At 69.4% G+C, this 17,037-nt stretch carries 12 protein-coding genes; 7 read left to right on the top strand and 5 right to left on the bottom strand.

The annotated features are described in order from the left end of the window. The first annotated feature begins 2 nt into the window (after window positions 1–2). The 4 genes from AC5RV3_RS08125 (at window position 3) to AC5RV3_RS08110 (ending at window position 4,689) form a co-directional block, all read left to right on the top strand. Window positions 3–923 carry a uroporphyrinogen-III synthase gene (locus AC5RV3_RS08125; protein ID WP_494121683.1) on the top strand — a complete coding sequence of 307 codons (921 nt, stop codon included), beginning with the start codon at window positions 3–5 and terminating at the stop codon, window positions 921–923. Then, window positions 920–1,894: a porphobilinogen synthase gene (gene hemB, locus AC5RV3_RS08120; protein WP_494121682.1), complete on the top strand. Its 975-nt coding sequence runs from the start codon at window positions 920–922 to the stop codon at window positions 1,892–1,894. Before AC5RV3_RS08125 ends, hemB begins: the two co-directional genes overlap by 4 nt. Window positions 1,895–1,974: 80 nt before the next feature. Further along, complete coding sequence (gene hemL / locus AC5RV3_RS08115; protein ID WP_494121681.1) at window positions 1,975–3,309, top strand: glutamate-1-semialdehyde 2,1-aminomutase; 1,335 nt, start codon at window positions 1,975–1,977, stop codon at window positions 3,307–3,309. Between the two features lie 126 nt (window positions 3,310–3,435). Then, complete coding sequence (locus AC5RV3_RS08110) at window positions 3,436–4,689, top strand: AI-2E family transporter (protein WP_494121680.1); 1,254 nt, start codon at window positions 3,436–3,438, stop codon at window positions 4,687–4,689. A 153-nt stretch (window positions 4,690–4,842) separates the two neighbouring features. On the opposite strand, the gene AC5RV3_RS08105 is transcribed toward AC5RV3_RS08110, so the two are convergent. The 4 genes from AC5RV3_RS08105 to AC5RV3_RS08090 form a co-directional block, all read right to left on the bottom strand. Continuing rightward, on the bottom strand, window positions 4,843–5,682 hold the full coding sequence (locus AC5RV3_RS08105; protein ID WP_494121679.1) for a MetQ/NlpA family ABC transporter substrate-binding protein: 840 nt from the start codon (window positions 5,680–5,682) through the stop codon (window positions 4,843–4,845). Window positions 5,683–5,844: 162 nt separating this feature from the next. Next, window positions 5,845–6,582: a methionine ABC transporter permease gene (locus AC5RV3_RS08100; RefSeq protein WP_494121678.1), complete on the bottom strand. Its 738-nt coding sequence runs from the start codon at window positions 6,580–6,582 to the stop codon at window positions 5,845–5,847. Next, a complete protein-coding gene (locus tag AC5RV3_RS08095; protein WP_494113445.1) occupies window positions 6,579–7,571 on the bottom strand; it encodes a methionine ABC transporter ATP-binding protein in 993 nt (330 codons plus the stop codon). The genes AC5RV3_RS08100 and AC5RV3_RS08095 overlap by 4 nt, the downstream gene beginning before the upstream one ends. A 184-nt stretch (window positions 7,572–7,755) precedes the next feature. Next, window positions 7,756–8,454 (bottom strand): 3'-5' exonuclease, encoded by a 699-nt coding sequence (locus AC5RV3_RS08090; protein ID WP_494121677.1) that lies wholly within the window; start codon window positions 8,452–8,454, stop codon window positions 7,756–7,758. A 116-nt stretch (window positions 8,455–8,570) separates the two neighbouring features. Here AC5RV3_RS08090 and AC5RV3_RS08085 point away from each other — a divergent pair, with 116 nt between their 5' ends. The 3 genes from AC5RV3_RS08085 to AC5RV3_RS08075 are packed head-to-tail and all read left to right on the top strand — an operon-like array spanning window position 8,571 to window position 15,552. Continuing rightward, the gene (locus AC5RV3_RS08085) at window positions 8,571–8,945 is read left to right on the top strand and encodes an MGMT family protein (RefSeq protein WP_494121676.1); all 375 of its coding nucleotides are present in this window, start codon (window positions 8,571–8,573) and stop codon (window positions 8,943–8,945) included. Beyond that, window positions 8,942–12,202 carry an ATP-dependent helicase gene (locus tag AC5RV3_RS08080; protein WP_494121675.1) on the top strand — a complete coding sequence of 1,087 codons (3,261 nt, stop codon included), beginning with the start codon at window positions 8,942–8,944 and terminating at the stop codon, window positions 12,200–12,202. Before AC5RV3_RS08085 ends, AC5RV3_RS08080 begins: the two co-directional genes overlap by 4 nt. Then, on the top strand, window positions 12,199–15,552 hold the full coding sequence (locus tag AC5RV3_RS08075) for an ATP-dependent helicase (protein ID WP_494121674.1): 3,354 nt from the start codon (window positions 12,199–12,201) through the stop codon (window positions 15,550–15,552). The genes AC5RV3_RS08080 and AC5RV3_RS08075 overlap by 4 nt, the downstream gene beginning before the upstream one ends. A 34-nt stretch (window positions 15,553–15,586) precedes the next feature. On the opposite strand, the gene AC5RV3_RS08070 is transcribed toward AC5RV3_RS08075, so the two are convergent. Next, window positions 15,587–16,999 (bottom strand): macrolide 2'-phosphotransferase, encoded by a 1,413-nt coding sequence (locus AC5RV3_RS08070; RefSeq protein WP_494121673.1) that lies wholly within the window; start codon window positions 16,997–16,999, stop codon window positions 15,587–15,589. Window positions 17,000–17,037: the final 38 nt, after the last annotated feature.

The raw sequence follows: 17,037 nt of genomic DNA, 5'->3' as shown, positions 1-17,037 counted from the left end.
CGATGGCGTTGCTGTGGCAGCGCGGCGCGCCGGAAAACCAGCTTCAGGGGCTGCGGGTGGTGCTGCCGCGCAGCCCTGACCGGGCGGCCGGCATGGCCGCCGAACTGGTCCGCCGCGGCGCGTCCCCCAGCGTCCTGCCGCTGATCGACTTCGAACGGACGGACACGCCGGACGAACTGGACCAGGCGCTGACCCTGCTGGCGCAGAACAAGGCCGTCTGGCTGGTCATCACCAGCATCACGACGGTGCGGGCGCTGAAGGCCTGCGCACTGGAGCGTGGCACCAGCCTGGCGGCGCTGGCAGGGGACACGAAGATTGCGGCCGTCGGAAGCCCCAGCGCCAGGGCGCTGGAGGCCGAGGGCCTCACCGTCGACCTGGTGCCGCCCGGCAGCATGGACGCCGTCGGCCTGGTGGACGCCTGGCCGCTGCCGCCGGAAACCGCCGGCGGTCCGGCGGAGCGGATGCTGGTCCTGCTGCCGCAGGCCGACATCGCCGCGCCCACGGTGTTCGAAGGCCTGATGGCGAAGGGCTGGCAGGTGCTGCCCGTGACCGCCTACCGCACGGTGGACTACCCCGCCCGTCCCGAGCTCCGCCTGACCGCGGAACTGGAGATCGCGGCCCGCGAGCCCGCCGACGACCTGGAACTCATCACCGCCGCGGATTTCCGCAGCCGCGCCGGCAGCGGCACCATCGACGCCGTCGTCCTGACCTCGCCCAGCGTCACCAGGCGGCTGGCGGGACTCCTTGACCCGTGGCCGGCCGGACTGCGGCTGATCGCGATCGGCACCAGTTCCGCGCGGCAGGCCGCCGAACTGGGCCTGGAGATCGCCGCCACCGCGGCCGAACCGACGCCGCCCGGCATCGCCGACGCCCTGGCGCGGTCGCTTGAAAACCATCCCACCGAACCAGAAGGAACGCCATGAGCTTCCCCTCCCACCGGCTCCGCCGGCTCCGGGCCACCGAGGCGATGCGCCGGATGACGGCGGAGGTCCGGACCCACCCGAACCAGCTGATCCTGCCCGCCTTCATCCGCGAAGGCCTCAGCGAACCGGTGCCGCTGCAGTCCATGCCGGGCGTGGTCCAGCACACCACCGAGACGCTCAAGCGCGCGGCGGCCGAGGCCGTGGAGCTGGGCCTCGGCGGCATCATGCTCTTCGGCATTCCCCAGGTGCGCGACGCCACCGGCAGCGCCGGGGTGGATCCCGACGGCGTACTGAACCGCGCCATTGCAGAGGTGAAGGCGGAGGTCGGGAACGACCTGGTGGTGATGGGCGACGTCTGCCTGGACGAATTCACCGACCACGGCCACTGCGGCGTGCTGGCCCCGGATGGCACGGTGGACAACGACGCCACGCTGCCGATCTACGCGGAGATGGCCGTGGCCCAGGCCGCGGCCGGCGCGGACGTGCTCGGCCCCTCCGGCATGATGGACGGCCAGGTCGCGGTGATCCGGCAGGCACTCGACGAGGCCGGCCACCAGGACGTCTCCATCCTGGCGTACGCCGCAAAGTATGCCTCGGCCTTCTACGGGCCCTTCCGCGAAGCGGTGGACTCACAGCTGACCGGAGACCGGCGGACCTACCAGATGGATGCCGCCAACCGGCGCGAAGCCATCCGGGAAGTGGAACTGGACCTGGCAGAAGGCGCGGACATGGTCATGGTCAAACCCGCCATGAGCTACCTGGACATCCTGTCCGACGTGGCGGAGATGTCTCCGGTGCCGGTGGCCGCGTACCAGATCTCCGGCGAGTACGCGATGATCGAGGCAGCCGCAGCCAATGGCTGGATCGACCGGAAGGCTGCAATCCTGGAATCTGTCCTGGGCATCCGCCGCGCCGGTGCCGACATGGTGCTGACCTACTGGGCCCCGGAAATCGCCCGCTGGCTGAAGTAGACGTTCACCCTGGCCGCCGATTGCCGCGCCACACGACCCTGCCCGCAGCGGTTTCCGCTGTCCCGAAAGGACCCAAGACCATGACTGAAGCCATCCGCTCCGAGGAACTCTTCGAACGCGCCCGCCAGCTGATGCCCGGCGGGGTTAATTCGCCGGTCCGGGCCTTCGGCTCCGTCGGCGGGACCCCGCGCATGATGGTCGGCGCCAAGGGGGCCTACCTTACCGACGCCGACGGGCGCGAGTACGTCGACCTCGTCTGCTCCTGGGGCCCGGCCCTGCTGGGCCACGCCCATCCGGCCGTCCTCGAGGCCGTGCACACGGCGGTGGACCGGGGCCTGTCCTTCGGTGCCTCCACGCCCGCCGAGTCGGAACTGGCGGCCCTGGTCGTCGGCAGGGTCTCCGCCGTCGAGCGCCTGCGCATGGTCTCCACCGGCACCGAAGCGACGATGACCGCCGTACGCCTGGCCCGCGGCTACACCGGCCGCAACCTCGTCGTGAAGTTCGCCGGCTGCTACCACGGGCACCTGGACGGGCTGCTGGCCGCCGCGGGCTCGGGCGTGGCCACCCTGGCGCTGCCCGGTTCGGCCGGTGTCACCGAGGCGACGGCCGCGGAGACCCTGGTGCTGCCGTACAACGACATTGCCGCCGTCGAGGAAGTTTTCGCGGCCCGCGGCAGCCAGATCGCCGCAGTCATCACCGAAGCGGCCCCCGCCAACATGGGCGTGGTCACCCCCGCCGACGGCTTCAACGCGGCCCTGTCCCGGATCACCCGGGAACACGGAGCGCTGCTGATCCTGGACGAGGTGCTGACCGGTTTCCGCACCGGCTATGCCGGCTACTGGGGCCTGACCGGGGGAGCCGAGGGGGCCGCCGATCCGTTCGTGCCCGACCTGTTGACCTTCGGCAAGGTCATCGGCGGCGGCATGCCCGTGGCGGCCCTGGGCGGCCGCGCCGACGTGATGGATTACCTGGCGCCGTCCGGCCCCGTCTACCAGGCCGGCACACTCTCCGGCAACCCGATCGCCATGGCCGCCGGCGTGGCGACCCTGACCGCCGCGACGCCGGATGTCTACGCGGCGATCGATGCCCGCTCGCTCGAACTGCAGGCCGCGCTGACCGCCGCCCTGTCCCACGCCGGCGTGGACCACAGCATCCAGTCCGCGGGGAACCTGTTCAGCGTGGCCTTCGGCACCTCGGCCAACGGCGTTCACAACTACGCCGATGCCCAGGGCCAGGAGGCCTTCCGCTACGCCCCCTTCTTCCATGCCATGCTCGACGCCGGCGTCTACCTGCCGCCGTCGGTGTTCGAAGCCTGGTTCCTCTCCGCGGCGCACGACGACGCCGCGATGGAGAAGATCTTCGCCGCGTTGCCGGCAGCCGCCCGGGCCGCCGCGGCAGCCACGCCGCCGGCCTGACCGCAGCTCCGGGACCCGCGGGACGGGGTCCGCATCCGGCTGCCGTCCGGTCCCCGGGAGGCGGGCATGGCAGACTGATGCTGACGGCGGTATACGGAACCGCCGCGCGAACCCAGGAGAGTGCAGATGGGCCTGTTCTCCAGGCGCAGGCAAACGCAGGAAAATCACGACGCCGAGGCTGCCCGGCCCGAGGGCGCCCCGGTGCGCGTGCAGCCCCAACGAGAGGCGGCGTACGACGCCGTGCCGCCCCAGCCTGAGGCCGGCCCGGCGCCCGTGCTGTCCCGGCCGGAGGCCGGCCCCGCCCCCGTGCCCCGCGCAATGTGGTCCGACGGACTGGGGCGCACGGCCACGCGCTCCGCACAGCTGCTGCTGACGCTGCTGCTGGCCGTGGTGGTGATTTACGGGCTGCTGCAGCTGAGGCTGCTGGTCATTCCCGTCCTGATCGCCCTGATCCTGGCGGCGGCCGTGGGGCCGGTGGTGCGGCTGCTGCGCAGCTGGGGTTGGTCCGCGGCGCTGGCTACGGCCACCGCGTTCCTCGGGATCCTTGTGGTGCTCGGCGGCGTGATAACCGGGATCGTCTTCGCGGTCCGCAGCGAAGCGGATGAACTGGTCAGCTCCGCCCGCGAGGGCTGGATGCAGCTGCAGGAGTTCCTGGCCAACTTCCCGCTGCCGGTCAGCCAGCAGCAGATCGACGAGGCGCTCGCCGGGGTGCTCGACTTCCTGACCAGCGCCACGGTTGGACGCAGCGCGCTGAGCGGGTTGTCGACGGCGGCCGAAGTCGTCACCGGGGCCGTCCTGATGGCTGTGATCCTGTTCTTCTTCCTCAAGGACGGCCCGCGCATTTGGCGTTTCCTGCTCAGCTGGTTCCCGGCGGTCCGGCGGCCGCAGCTGGAACTGGCCGGTTCGCGCGCCATGGACGTGCTGGGCAGCTACGTGCGGGGCACGGCCACCGTCGCGGCCGTCGACGCTTTCTTCATCGGCCTGGCCCTGTTCATCCTGCAGGTGCCGCTGGCGTTGCCGCTCTCGGTGCTGATCTTCATCGGCGGATTCATCCCGATTGTCGGCGCCACGGTCGCCGGTGTGTTGGCGACGCTGGTGGCTTTGGTGGCCAACGGGCCGCTGGCCGCGCTGGTGGTGATCGCCGTCGTGATCATCGTGCAGCAGCTGGAAGGCAACTTCCTGCAGCCGGTGGTGATGGGCCGCTCGGTGGACCTGCACTCGCTCGTGATCCTGTTGGCCCTGACCGCAGGAACCATCCTGGGCGGCATCATCGGCGCCGTCCTGGCCGTTCCGGTCACGGCCGTCGGCTGGGTGGTGATCCAGGTGATGTCGGGCAGGACCACCGCCGAGGAACCCGCGCCGGCCCGGCGGGGCCGCTGACCAGGCGCCGCGGGCCACCAGCGGTGCGGGCCTAGGCGCCAGCGGGCCAGATACGAGCCGGCCGGAAACGGGAAGGTCCCCGGAAGTTAAAGCTTCCGGGGACCTTCCTAACGTCGGCTGCTGCCGCCCACACCGGCGGCTGCGGACCGTTTGCTAGAAAGCGGGGAAGACGTCGCCGTTGGGCCACGTATCCTCGATGAACTTCTTCACGTCCGGCGTGTGCAGCAGCTCTTCGAGCTTGGCAACGGCAGGATTTTCGTCACCGGCGTTCCAGGCCAGGAAGTTGGCATACGGGTTGTTCTCGGAGGACTCGACGACCACAGCATCATCTGTGTTCAGCCCCGCATCCAGGATGAAGTTGCCATTGATGATGGCCAGGTCGATCTTCGGATCCTCGATCAACTGGACCAGGATTTCCGGCTGGTTCTCCTCGAACTTCAGGCCCTTGGGGTTCTGCTCCTCGGTCAGCGTCAGGGCCGCCGAATCGTCCTCGATCCCCGTCAGCAGGCCCGCCGTCTCGAGCATCTTGAGCGCACGCGGCTGGTTGCCCGGATCGTTGGTGATCGCAATGGTTGCGCCCTCGCCAAGGTCGTCGACGCTCTTGTGCTTCGACGAGAACCCGGCGTACGGCTCAATGTGGATGCCTTCGCCATGTTCGAGGTCGTAGCCCTTGTCGGCCACCTGCTGCTCAAAGAAGTCCAGATGCTGGAAGTAGTTGGCATCCAGCGAGCCGTCGCTCAGGGCGATGTTCGGGGTCTGGTAATCGGTGAATTCCTTGATCTCCAGATCGATCCCGGCCTCCTGGGCCAGGTTCTCGTCCACGAACTCCAGGATCCGGCCCTGCGGCACGGGAGTGGCGCCTACGGTGACAGTGACGGGATTGGCCGGATCCAGCGTGGTCTCGGCGCTGGGGGTGGATTCGGAGCCACCGCAAGCCGTCAGCGCCAAGGCCGCAGCCAGGCCGGTGCCAATAAGCGTTAGTGCTTTACGCATCTGCGTGCGTTCCTTTCGAATGACCGGGCCGGCCGAAGGCGGCTCGTCCCGGATGTGGTGCAGCTAGCGGCTACTGGCTGCATTCTTCCGCTGCCCGTGAGGCAGGCGGGAAGCTTAGGGAGCGGGACGGCGGTGTCCCGACACGGTCGTGACGCCCGCGTTTCAGACAGCGGTTTCCGGCTCATGGCGCCGGCGCTTCTGTGCGCCGGCGGTGGAAGCGCTGCGGTGGTCCACCCGCCGGGCCACGGCATCGCCGACCCACTGGATCAGCTGGACAAGGACCACCATGATCACGATCGTGACCACCATGACCGTGGTGTCGAAACGCTGGAAGCCGTAGTTGTAGGCGAGCTGGCCGAGGCCGCCGCCGCCGGTGAGGCCCGCCATGGCGGAGTATCCCACGAGCGTGACCAACGTCGTCGTCAAGGCAGCGACCAGCCCGGGCAAAGCCTCGGGAACGAGGACCTTGGCCACGACCTGCAGGCGGGTGGAACCCATGACGAGGGCCGCGTCGATTTTGCCGGAGCTCACGTCCCGCAGCGCGGTCTCCACCAACCGGGCGAAGAACGGCACCGTGCCGATGGTGAGCGAGACACAAGCGGCCAGGGCCCCGATCGAGGTGCCGGTGATGACCCGCGCCAGCGGGATCAGCGAGATCATCAGGATGGCGAACGGAATGGACCGGGTGATGTTCACGATGATGTCCGACACGATCCGGTTCGTCACCGGCATGGGCCGCAGCCCCGCGGGCGCACTGGTGTAGAGGAAGATGCCCAGCGGCAGGCCGATCAGCAGGGTAAAGGCGCCCGAGACCCCGACCATCAGCAGCGTTTCGCCGATGGCTTCCGGCAGGGCGTTCGTGATGCCCGGGTTCGTCGTCAGTTCGTCGAAGAAGTTCATGCCGCATCCTCCTGGAGAACGCGGACGGCAACGCCCTGGCCGACCAGATGTTCGGTGAGGGCAGCCGTGTCCGCTCCGGCCGGCAATTGGATGCGCAAATGGCCGAACTGGGTGCCGGCCAACGACTCCACGCTGCCGGCCAGGACGTTCAAGTCCAGGCCGAAGGCACGGGCGGCACCGGTCAGCACAGGCTCCGACGCGCGTTCTCCGGAATAGAGGATTTCCAGCATCGTGCCGCCGCCTGTCGCCTCGGCCGAAGGCAGCGGCAGCAGCGTGCTTGAAAGGCGGCCGCCCAAATCCGCGGCGACCTCGCGCAACGGGCCGTGTTCGACGATCCGGCCGGCCTCCAGCAGCGACACCGAATCACAGATCCGCTTGATGACCTGCATCTCGTGCGTAATCACCAGCACGGTCAGTTGGAGCCGCTCGGTCAGATCGCGGATCAGGGTCAGGATTTCGTCGGTGGTCTTCGGGTCCAGGGCTGACGTGGGCTCATCGCAGAGCAGGACGTCCGGGTCGGAAGCCAAGGCGCGGGCGATGCCCACCCGCTGCCGCTGGCCGCCGGAGAGCTGCGACGGGTAGGCGTCCTCAAACCCCTCGAGGCCGACGAGCTTGATCAGCTCCGAAACCTTGGCGCGGATGGACGCTTTGGGCGTCTTGACGATCTCCAGGGGATGCGCCACGTTCTGGGCGGTGGTGCGGGAGTCCATCAGGTTGGCGTGCTGGAAGATCATCCCGATGCGGCGCCGGGCCGACCTCAGGTCGGCGTCGCGGGCGGCACTGAGCTCAGCCCCGTTGATCGACACCGATCCGGACGTCGGGCTGTCCAGGAGGGTCAGGCAACGCACCAAAGTGGACTTGCCGGCACCGGAATGGCCGACGATGCCGTGGACGGTGCCCTTGGGGACGGACAGGCTGACGCCGTCCAGGGCCACCACTTCGCGGCCGCCTTGGCGATAGACCTTGCGCAGGTCGGTAACGGTGATCATGGAACCTCGGGAAATTGTTCTCTGGAGCGTCGACAGCCGCCATAGCATGTGCTGTCATCAAGGATTAATTATGACAGCCGCGACAACGCGCCAGAATTCGACGGGATGTTGCGTCATACGGCGACCCGAAATTGACAGCGCCGCGCTGAGTCAGGGGCCGGTGCGTGCGCGCGGGCCGGAAGCGTCAGACGGCCGCGGGCACCAGGCGCACCGGCCAGACACCGTCCACGACGGCTTCCGGATCCTTGCGCCGCAGCCAGGCCTCGAAATTCGCCGCCTGCTCTGCGCACCAGTCGATCTGCAGGGCGTGCAGCTCGGACGCGTCGATGCACAAGCCTGCGTAGCGGCGGGCAAGGGCATCCGCGACCCCAATGGTGGCCAGGGCATCGGCCGCCGACGTATGCGCGGCGTCGAGTCGGACACCGTAGAGTTCACACAGCGCCACCAAGGTGCGCTTCCCCCGCCGATAGCGGTCCACCTGCTTGTCCAGGACATACGGATCGATCACCGGAGCAGCCACCGGAGCGGACAGGCCGTACCGGGAGCATTCGCGTGCCAGCACGGTGAAATCGTAGGCAGCGTTGAAGGCCATGACCGGAATGCCCGCGTCGAAGTAACCCGTCAGGGCCTCGGCGATACCGGCGGTCGCAATTGCCGCGGGCAGGCCCTCGCTGCGGGCCCGCTCGGTGCTGACCCCGTGGATAGCCGCGGCTTCCGCCGGGATCTCGACTCCGGGGTCCACGAGCCACTCCCGCTCCTGCAGCGGCTGTCCCGCTTCGTCGACCAGGACGATCGACGCCGTCACGATCCGCGCGCTGTGGGGATCACGGCCCGTGGTCTCGAGATCGAATGCCGCGCGGGGACCGGTATGCCAGTTGTTCATGTCCGCAACGCTATCCGGCGGATCCGACAATTCCGGGGAGGCCCCGCGGGATGTGGGGAAGCCGGCACGGCCGTCAGCCGGTGCAGGGCGCGATACGACCAAATTACACTGGTGTAATGCGCGATGCGGTAGTAGAGGCGGTCCTCGACCTCGCAGCAATCATTCCGCGGGGCCGGGTGCTGTCGTACGGCGATGTCGCCGAGCTGCTCGATGCCGGTGGCCCCCGCCTGGTCGGCAGGATCATGTCCCTGCACGGGGCCGCGGTTCCTTGGTGGCGCATCATTCGCGCCGACGGTTCGCTGCCCGATGCGCTGATGGAACAGGCCGTCGCGCACTACCGCCGGGAAGTCACACCCTTGGCGGAGCCGGCAGCGGGGCCGGCCAGGGTGCGCATGGCCCAAGCCCGTTGGACGCCCCGACCGGAGGAATTTGCGGCGATTGAGGAGCTCCGGCGCAAAGTGTCCGAAGCGGCTGATGGGATGGGGCCATGATCGAGACCAAGCCATCCGTTGGGCTGAAACTGGTCCGGCCCGAAACCAGGTCCGCCGGCGCGCCGCTTCCGAGCCCGGACCAGGCGCAGGTCATCGACCTGCCCGCCGGCTACGGTCCGGTACTGGTCCTTGGCGGACCGGGTACGGGGAAATCGACCGCTTTAGTTGAGCACGCGGTTCGTCGCGTGGAGGAAACCGGGCTGGACCCGGAAAACCTGCTGTTCCTGGCCCCGAACCGCCTGGCGGCCGCGCGCCTGCGCGACGCGCTGACCGGGCGGCTGAACCGCAGCCTGGGCACGTCCCCGACCAGGACCTGGTCGGCCTACGCCTTCGACCTGATCCGCCGGGCACGGGTGGAAGGGCTGCTGCCGCTGGTGGAGCGCGCGCCCCGGCTGCTGTCCGGTCCCGAGCAGGACCAGATTATTGCCGAACTGCTGGCCGGCCATCGCGCCGGCTTCGGCCGGGGGGCCGGCTGGCCGGAGGACCTGCAGCAGGCTCTGACCACCCGCGGCTTCCGGCAGGAGGTCCGCCAGCTCTTCGACCGGCTGACCGAGTACGGCAGCACCGCGGGGCAACTGGAGCAGATGGGCGGCGAGTATGGCCGACCGGACTGGATCGCGGCGGCCCGGCTGTATCGCGAGTACCGTGACGTGATCGACCTCCGGATGCCCGAGGCCTTCGACCCGGCCGGAATCATCACCTCGGCACGCCAGCTGTTGTTGGAGCATCCCGGCCTGCTGGACCGGGAGCGCAGCCGCCTCCGGCTGATCCTGGCGGACGACCTTCAGGAAGCCAATCCCGCCGTCTTCGAACTCCTGGCATTGCTCGTGGAGGGACAGGATGCCGTGCTCGCAGCCTCGCCGGACACCGTCGTTCAGGGGTTCCGGGGCGCCCGCCCGGATGTCCTCGGCAGGCTGCCGGGGCTGGTTGGCACACCGGACAGGCCGCTGCAAACGCTGGTCCTGACCAGCTCGCACCGGATGGCGCCCGGGATCGCAACCGCTTGGCAGTCCGCCGCGGCCCGGATTTCCCAGGTCGCCGGGGCACACCGCGCCCGTGACCTCGTCCATCCCGGTAAGGAAGCAGAAGCGGGGGGCGGAGCCGAACCCGCCCACGACGCCGCGGACCGGAACGGCGTGCCCGCCGCCAGCGCCCACGTGGTCGCGTCGCCGGTCCACGAGCACCGCTATGTGGCCCAGCGGATCCTGGAAGCCAGGCTGTTCGAGGGCTACCGGCTCAGCGAGATGGCTGTGATCGTCCGGACCGGCGGCCAGCTCTCGGCCCTCGCGCGCTACCTCACCGGCCAGGACATCGCGGTCAAGGTCCCGGTCGCCGAAACCGCGGTGCGCGACGAGGCAGCGGTCCGGCCGCTGCTGGACGCGTTGGCCATGGCCTTGGAGCCGGAACTCCTCACCCCTGACGCTGCTGTCGCCCTCCTGACCTCCAGGATCGGCGGCGCAACGGCGATCGACCTGCGCCGCCTGCGCCAGGCACTGCGGCGCGAAGAGCTGCTCGGCGGCGGAGGCCGGTCCAGCGACTCGCTGCTTGTGGAGGCCCTCGGCGACCCCGTTTTCCTCGGCACGCTCGGAAGGGAAGGCGGATCCGCCAGAAGGATCGCGCGGATGCTCAAAGCCGGTCGGGACACGGCGGCCGAGCCGGGGGCCAACGCCGAGACCGTGCTGTGGGCCCTGTGGTCCGCCGCCGGGCTCTCCGATCGCTGGGCTGCACAGGCATTGCAAGGCGGACCGGTCGGCGTGCGGGCCGACCGGGACCTCGACGCCATGATGGCGCTGTTCCAGACCGCGGAGCGGTATGTGGACCAACTCCCCGGCTCGAGCCCGCGGCAGTTTTTGGAGTACCTGTTAAACCAGGAATTGCCGATGGACAATCTCGCGCCGCGGGCCCAGGTGCGTGAAGCTGTCGAACTGCTCACGCCCGCCTCGGCGGCAGGCCGGGGCTGGCCGCTGGTCATCGTGGCCGGCGTCCAGGAAGGAGTGTGGCCGAACACCCGGCTGCGTGGGGAACTGCTGGGCAGCACGGAGTTCGTTGAGGTTTTGGAGCACGGCGTCGAGGACGCCCGGCGCATCGACGCGGTGACCAGGCTGCGGGACATCCGGTACGACGAATTGCGCAGTTTCTCCACGGCGATCTCGCGCGCCGAACGCCGGCTGATCTGCACGGCAGTGCAGTCCGAAGACGCCCAGCCGTCCCAGTTCCTGGATCTGGTTGACCCCTGGCTGGACCCGGAAACCCCCCGGCCGGCGACGGAAGTCCTCCGGCCGCGAACCGTGCGTGCTTTGGCAGCGGAACTCAGGCAGGCCGCGCAGCAGGCCGCGACCCGTCCGGAACAGGCGGCGGATGCTGCCGCCGTGCTCGCCATGCTGGCGGCCAGCCCGGTGCCGGTCCCGGGGGCGCACCCGCGCGACTGGTGGGGGCTGCAGCAGCTGAGCAGCACGGCACCCGTCGTGCCGGACGGGGAACCCGTCCCGGTCTCTCCCTCGAAGGTGGAGGCCGTCCAAAAATCTCCGCTCGACTGGTTCGTCCAAGCGGCAGGGGGCGAAGCGGCCACCGATTTCGCCCGCAGCCTGGGCACCCTGGTCCACGCAATTGCGCAGGACTTTCCCGCGGCCACGGGAACGGAATACGTTGCCGAACTGGTCCGGCGCTGGCCGCAGTTGGGGATGAAGGAGAACTGGGAGGGACGGCTGGACTTCAACCGTGCCGAAGGGATGGTCCGGAGGCTGGCCCAGTACGTGATCCAGATGCGCGCGGAGGGCCGGAGCCTGGTCGGCGTGGAGCAGGACTTCTCCGTGGACCTGCAGGGCCCGGAACGCGTGGCCAGGCTTCGCGGGCAAGTGGACCGGTTGGAACTGGACGCCGAGGGGCGGCTGCACATCGTGGACCTGAAAACGGGTCGTGCTGCCCCCACCAAGGCAGAGCTGGAGCGGCACCCGCAGCTGGGCAGCTACCAGGCGGCGGTCCAGGCCGGAGGATTCTCCGAGCATGCGTCTGCCGCTGGTGGCGCTTCCCTGGTCCAACTGGGACAGGACCTGAAAACGGTCAAGGTCCAGCAGCAGGAGAGCCTGGCCGACGGCGACGAGTGGGCCACGGCGATGATCCATGAGGCCGCGGCGCTCATGGCGGGTTCGGAGTTCGAGGCCCGGCACGATCCGCAGCGTACCGGCAACGGCGGCCACGGCTGCCGTGCACCGGAAATTTGTCCCCTGTGCGCAGAAGGAAGGCAGGTCACCGAATGAGCATCGGAGCGGTCACCACCACCTACAGCCCGGAAGAACTTGCCGGGCTGCTGGGTCAGCATCTGCCGACAGCGGAACAGTCGGCCATCATCAGCTCCCCGCTGCAGCCGATGCTGGTCATCGCCGGCGCGGGCTCCGGCAAGACAGCGACGATGGCCGACCGCGTGGTCTGGCTCGTGGCCAATGGCCTCGTCCGCCCGGATGAAATCCTCGGTGTCACTTTCACCCGCAAGGCCGCGGGCGAGCTGGCCGCCCGGATCCGCGCGCAGCTGGCCAGGCTGGACCGCAAGGGCCTTCTGCCGCAGGAGGCCGACGACGCCGCCGGACTGCTGGAACCGAAGGTCTCGACCTACCACTCCTACGCCAACGGTTTGGTCAGCGACTACGGGCTGCGCCTGGGAATCGAACGCGACGTGGTGCTGTTAGGCACCGCGCAGTCCTGGCAGCTGGCCAGCCATTGCGTGGAGGCGTACGACGGCCCCGTCGAGCACCTGGCGGCCAGCAAATCGACCCTGGTCAACGCCGTGATGCAGTTCGCCGGGGAATGCTCCGAGCACCTGGTCACCCCGGACCATGCAGCCGGCTATCTGGCGGAAGAGGTGGAGCGGATCGCTGCGCTTCCCTATGTCGAGGGCAGCACGAAGCCGGCCAAGCAGGATGTGCGGAAAATGCTGGACCGGCTGCGGACCCGGATCACCGTGGCCAATCTGGCCGCCGGCTACAACCGGGCCAAGCGGGAACGCGGGGTGCTGGATTTTGGCGATCTCGTCTCGCTCGCGGCCCGCATCGCCCGTGAAGTGCCGCAGGCCCGCCAACTGGAACGCAGCCGGTACAAAGTGGTGTTGCTGGACGAATTCCAGGACACCTCCCACGCCCAAATGGTGCTGTTCTCCCAACTGTTCGGGGACGGGCATGCCGTAACGGCGGTCGGCGACCCGAACCAGTCCATCTACGGCTTCCGCGGTGCCTCCGCCGGCCAGCTCTTCGCTTTCCGGGAGCATTTCCCCCTGGTCGACGACGACGGCCGCCGGGCCCCGGCTCCGGCCGGTTTCCTCACGGTGGCCTGGCGCAACAGCAAAAATATCCTGCGGATGGCCAACCGGATTTCGGCACCGCTGAACCGGGAAGACCCGAACCGGCCGCGCCCCGGCAGGATCAGCGTTCCGCCGCTGCGCCCACGGCCGGGAGCCACGGACGGAACGGTGGCACTGGGACGTTACGCGACCGAGGCGGAGGAGACCCTCGCGCTCGCCGACGCGATCGAACGAGCGCGGATGACGGTTTTCGCCCGGGACCCGGAAACGGGCCGTGCCGAACCCGTCAGCACCGCCGTGCTGTGCCGGCGGCGGGCACAGATTCCCGGCATCGCCAAGGCGCTCGACGAGCGGGGCATTCCCTACGAAATCATCGGGCTGGCCGGGCTGCTGGCGCAGCCGGAGATCGTGGACCTCGTGGCAACCCTGCGCGTCCTGGCCGACCCGGGACGCTCCGACGCGCTGATGCGGTTGCTGGCAGGGGCCCGCTGGCGGATCGGGCCGGCCGACCTGATGGCCCTGGCCGATTGGTCCCGGTTCCTGGAGAGCCGGCGCCGCTCGGCAGCGGCAGGCGAGGCTGCCGATTTGGACCGGGATGAGGCAGCGGGGGAGCCCGTCGTCGAACAGGACCTGGCCGAGGCCGCGTCCCTGATCGAGGCACTGGACCGGCTGCCCAAGCCGGGCTGGACCTCGCGCCACGGACGATCGCTGACGCCCGTCGCGCTTGAGCGTCTGGAGCGCTTGGCCGAAGAGGTCCGCTACCTGCGCAGCTTCGTCGGCGATGACCTCACGCTGTTGCTGGGCGAAGTGGAACGGACCATGCTGCTGGACATCGAAGTTGCCTCCAAACCCGGCCAGAGCATCCACCAGGCGCGGCGCAACCTTGATGCGTTCCACGATGCAGCGGCCGCATTCATGCAGACGTCACAGCGCGTGGACCTGCTGGCCTTTTTGGCGTGGCTGGAAGCAGCTGCCGCCGAAGAGGGAGGCCTGGACATGGCGCAAGTGGACGTGCGGCACGATGCCGTGCAGTTGCTGACGGTCCACGCTTCCAAGGGCCTGGAGTGGGACGCGGTCTTCGTCCCGGGACTCAACGACGGCGCCTTCCCCTCCTCCTCGGACAACCGGTGGAGCAGCGGCCACGCCGCCCTGCCCTGGCCGTTGCGCGGAGACCGGTCCGACCTTCCCCAGTGGGATACCGACCAGCCGGACCAGTTGTCCTGGCTGAACGCGGAAGCGGACTACAAGTCGGAAGTCCAGGCACACGGTGAAGACGAAGAGCGCCGGCTGGCCTACGTCGCCTACACCCGGGCCAAGCACCTGCTGGTCTGCAGTTCAGCCGGCTGGACCGGCAGCAAGGTCAAGCCATCCGCGCCGTCGGCCTTCCTGGCCGAACTGCACGAGATGTCAGACGGCGAACCCACCGCAGTGCAGGTGTGGCAATGGGTAGGGGACGAGGAACTCGGGCCGGAAAATCCGTTTCGGGCCGAAGTGGAAACAGCCTTGTGGCCCTTCGATCCGTTGGAAGGACCGCAGGTCTACCGCAGCGGCATCCCGCAGCGGCGCCGTGCAGGCCGCCGCGCGGCCATGGAACAGGCCGCGCAGGCAGTGCTCGAGTCGCTGGCACAGGACCGGCAGCCGGCCCCGGACTCCGCGTGGGCCCATGAAGCCAGGCTGCTCCTGGAACGGCACAATGCCGCCCCCACCGCCGGTGAGGTGGAGCTGCCGGCGCATATCTCCGCGTCGCTGCTGGTCGACTTGGCCGACGACCCGGACGAAGTCACGCGGCGCCTGCGGCGTCCGGTGCCCCGGAAACCCGGCATGGCCGCCCGAAAGGGCACCGCGTTTCACAGCTGGATCGAGGAATACTTCGGCACCACAGGGATGTTCGATCTCGAGGACTACCCGGATGCGGCGGACGCCTACGTCGACGAGGCCTATGAACTGGCCGGCCTGGTCGAGACGTTCAAGGCCTCCGAATGGGCCGACCGGGTCCCGGCAGCCATTGAGGTGCCCGTCGAGACCCGCGTCGGCGGTGTTGTGGTGCGCGGACGCATCGACGCCGTGTTCCGCGACGCTGACGGCAGCTGGGACCTGATCGACTGGAAGACCGGTACGGCGCCGACGGGCAGGCAAATGTCGGTGAAGTCGGTGCAGCTGGCCGTCTACCGGCTGGCGTGGGCGCGCCTGCACGGCATCGGCCTGGACCGGGTCAAGGCTGCCTTTTACTACGTTGGGCAGGACAAACTGGTGCGCCCGCACGATCTGGCCGGCGAAGCGGAACTGGAAGCGGCGGTGTTGCGGGCCTACGCCTAGGGCCGGCCACAAGAAGGCCGCCCGGCAGCAGCGGTCAGCGCCGCTGGTTGATGATCGGAATCGCGGTGGTGTCCGCGGACGCGGGGTCGGCTTCCTTGGCCGGCCGGGCCTCGTTCCCGGCGGGCGCGGCGCCTTCAGCGCTGCTGTCCTCCGGCGGCGCAGGCGCCGCGGCGTCCTGCCCGGCTGTGGGGGATGCCGCAGATGCGGGATCGCCGGCCGGATCCCCAATCGGGAGCAGCGTGACCTTGGAACTCCCGCATCGGCTGGCGAGATGGACGCGGGCGGTGCCGTCGGGCCGCTGCGCCTGCTGTGGCGAACCGTTCCCGTTCGCGGAGACCGCCCCGTCGGCGCCGTCCTGCCCGCCGTCCGCCGGCTCGTCCCCTGCCGGCTGGTCGGCGGGAGCGGGCTCCGCGGCACGGTTCCGGACCTCGGAACCCGCTGCCGGTTCCCGGGCCGGCGCCGCAGGCGCAGCCGCGGACACCGTGGGGGGAACGGCAGGCGGCGGGGGAGCGGTCACACTGATGGGCTGGCCGCCGTGTTCGGCGACGTCGGCTTCGAGCTCGTTCAGCATGTCGACTGCTTCGTCGACCATGGTCTGGTCGCCGGCTGCCAGTCCGCGGACCAGCCATTGGGCGAGCGCGAATTCGGCGGACAGGGCTGCCCGGCGCATCAGGTGGGGATCGACCGGGTCCTTGCGGTATTTCCGGTAGGACTCCAGCACGACGTCGGCGAATGACTGTTCGTGCACGGCCACCAGCCACGCAAAGTCGTCGGCCGGGTCGCCGATGCGCAGGTCGGTCCAGCCGGTCACGGAGCTGACGCTGCCGTCATGGACCAGCAGGTTGTCTTCGTGCAGGTCGCCGTGAACCACGCACGGGTTGAACTTCCAGAGGGCCACGTCCTCCAGGGCATGTTCCCAGCGCCGCAGCAGGGCCGGCGGTATCTTGCCGGTGGTGGCAGCCTGGTCCAGTTCGTTGAGCTTGCGCTGGCGGAACTGGTCGGCGGTGTAGCTGGGCAGGTCCGCGGCATCGACCATGCGCTGGGGAAGGTCGTGGATGCCGGCCGTTGCCCGTCCGATGGATACCGGAACGGCGGCGCCGGCGGCGACCAGCGCTTCCAGCGCCAGCATGTTCCCCGGCACGTGGTTGTAAACGAAGGTGCGCAGCTCGGACTGCTGGACGGTCCCGGCGACGGTGGGCACCTGGAAAGGCAGCTCCGCGCGGATGGCCGGGGAAAAGGCGCGGAGCACCAGCAGTTCGGTTTCCAGCCGCATGCTGGCCTCGGCGTGTTTCGGGGAACGCACGCGCCACCGCTTGCCGGCCGCATCGGTGAGTACGGCGGACTGGAAATCCGCCGCATCGTCTGGCAAACCGGCAACGCCCGTGGGCGTCAACCCGGGTACGGCCGCGCTGGCTATCGCCGCCAGCTCCAGAGGTGTCTTTCTCACGTAGTCCACCGTACGTGCAACCGGTACCGGCAGCCCGG

The organism is Arthrobacter sp. Y3221114, assembly GCF_059092625.1.
Note: the sequence above shows the minus strand (reverse complement) of the source record. Positions and strands in the feature narration are given on the sequence as shown.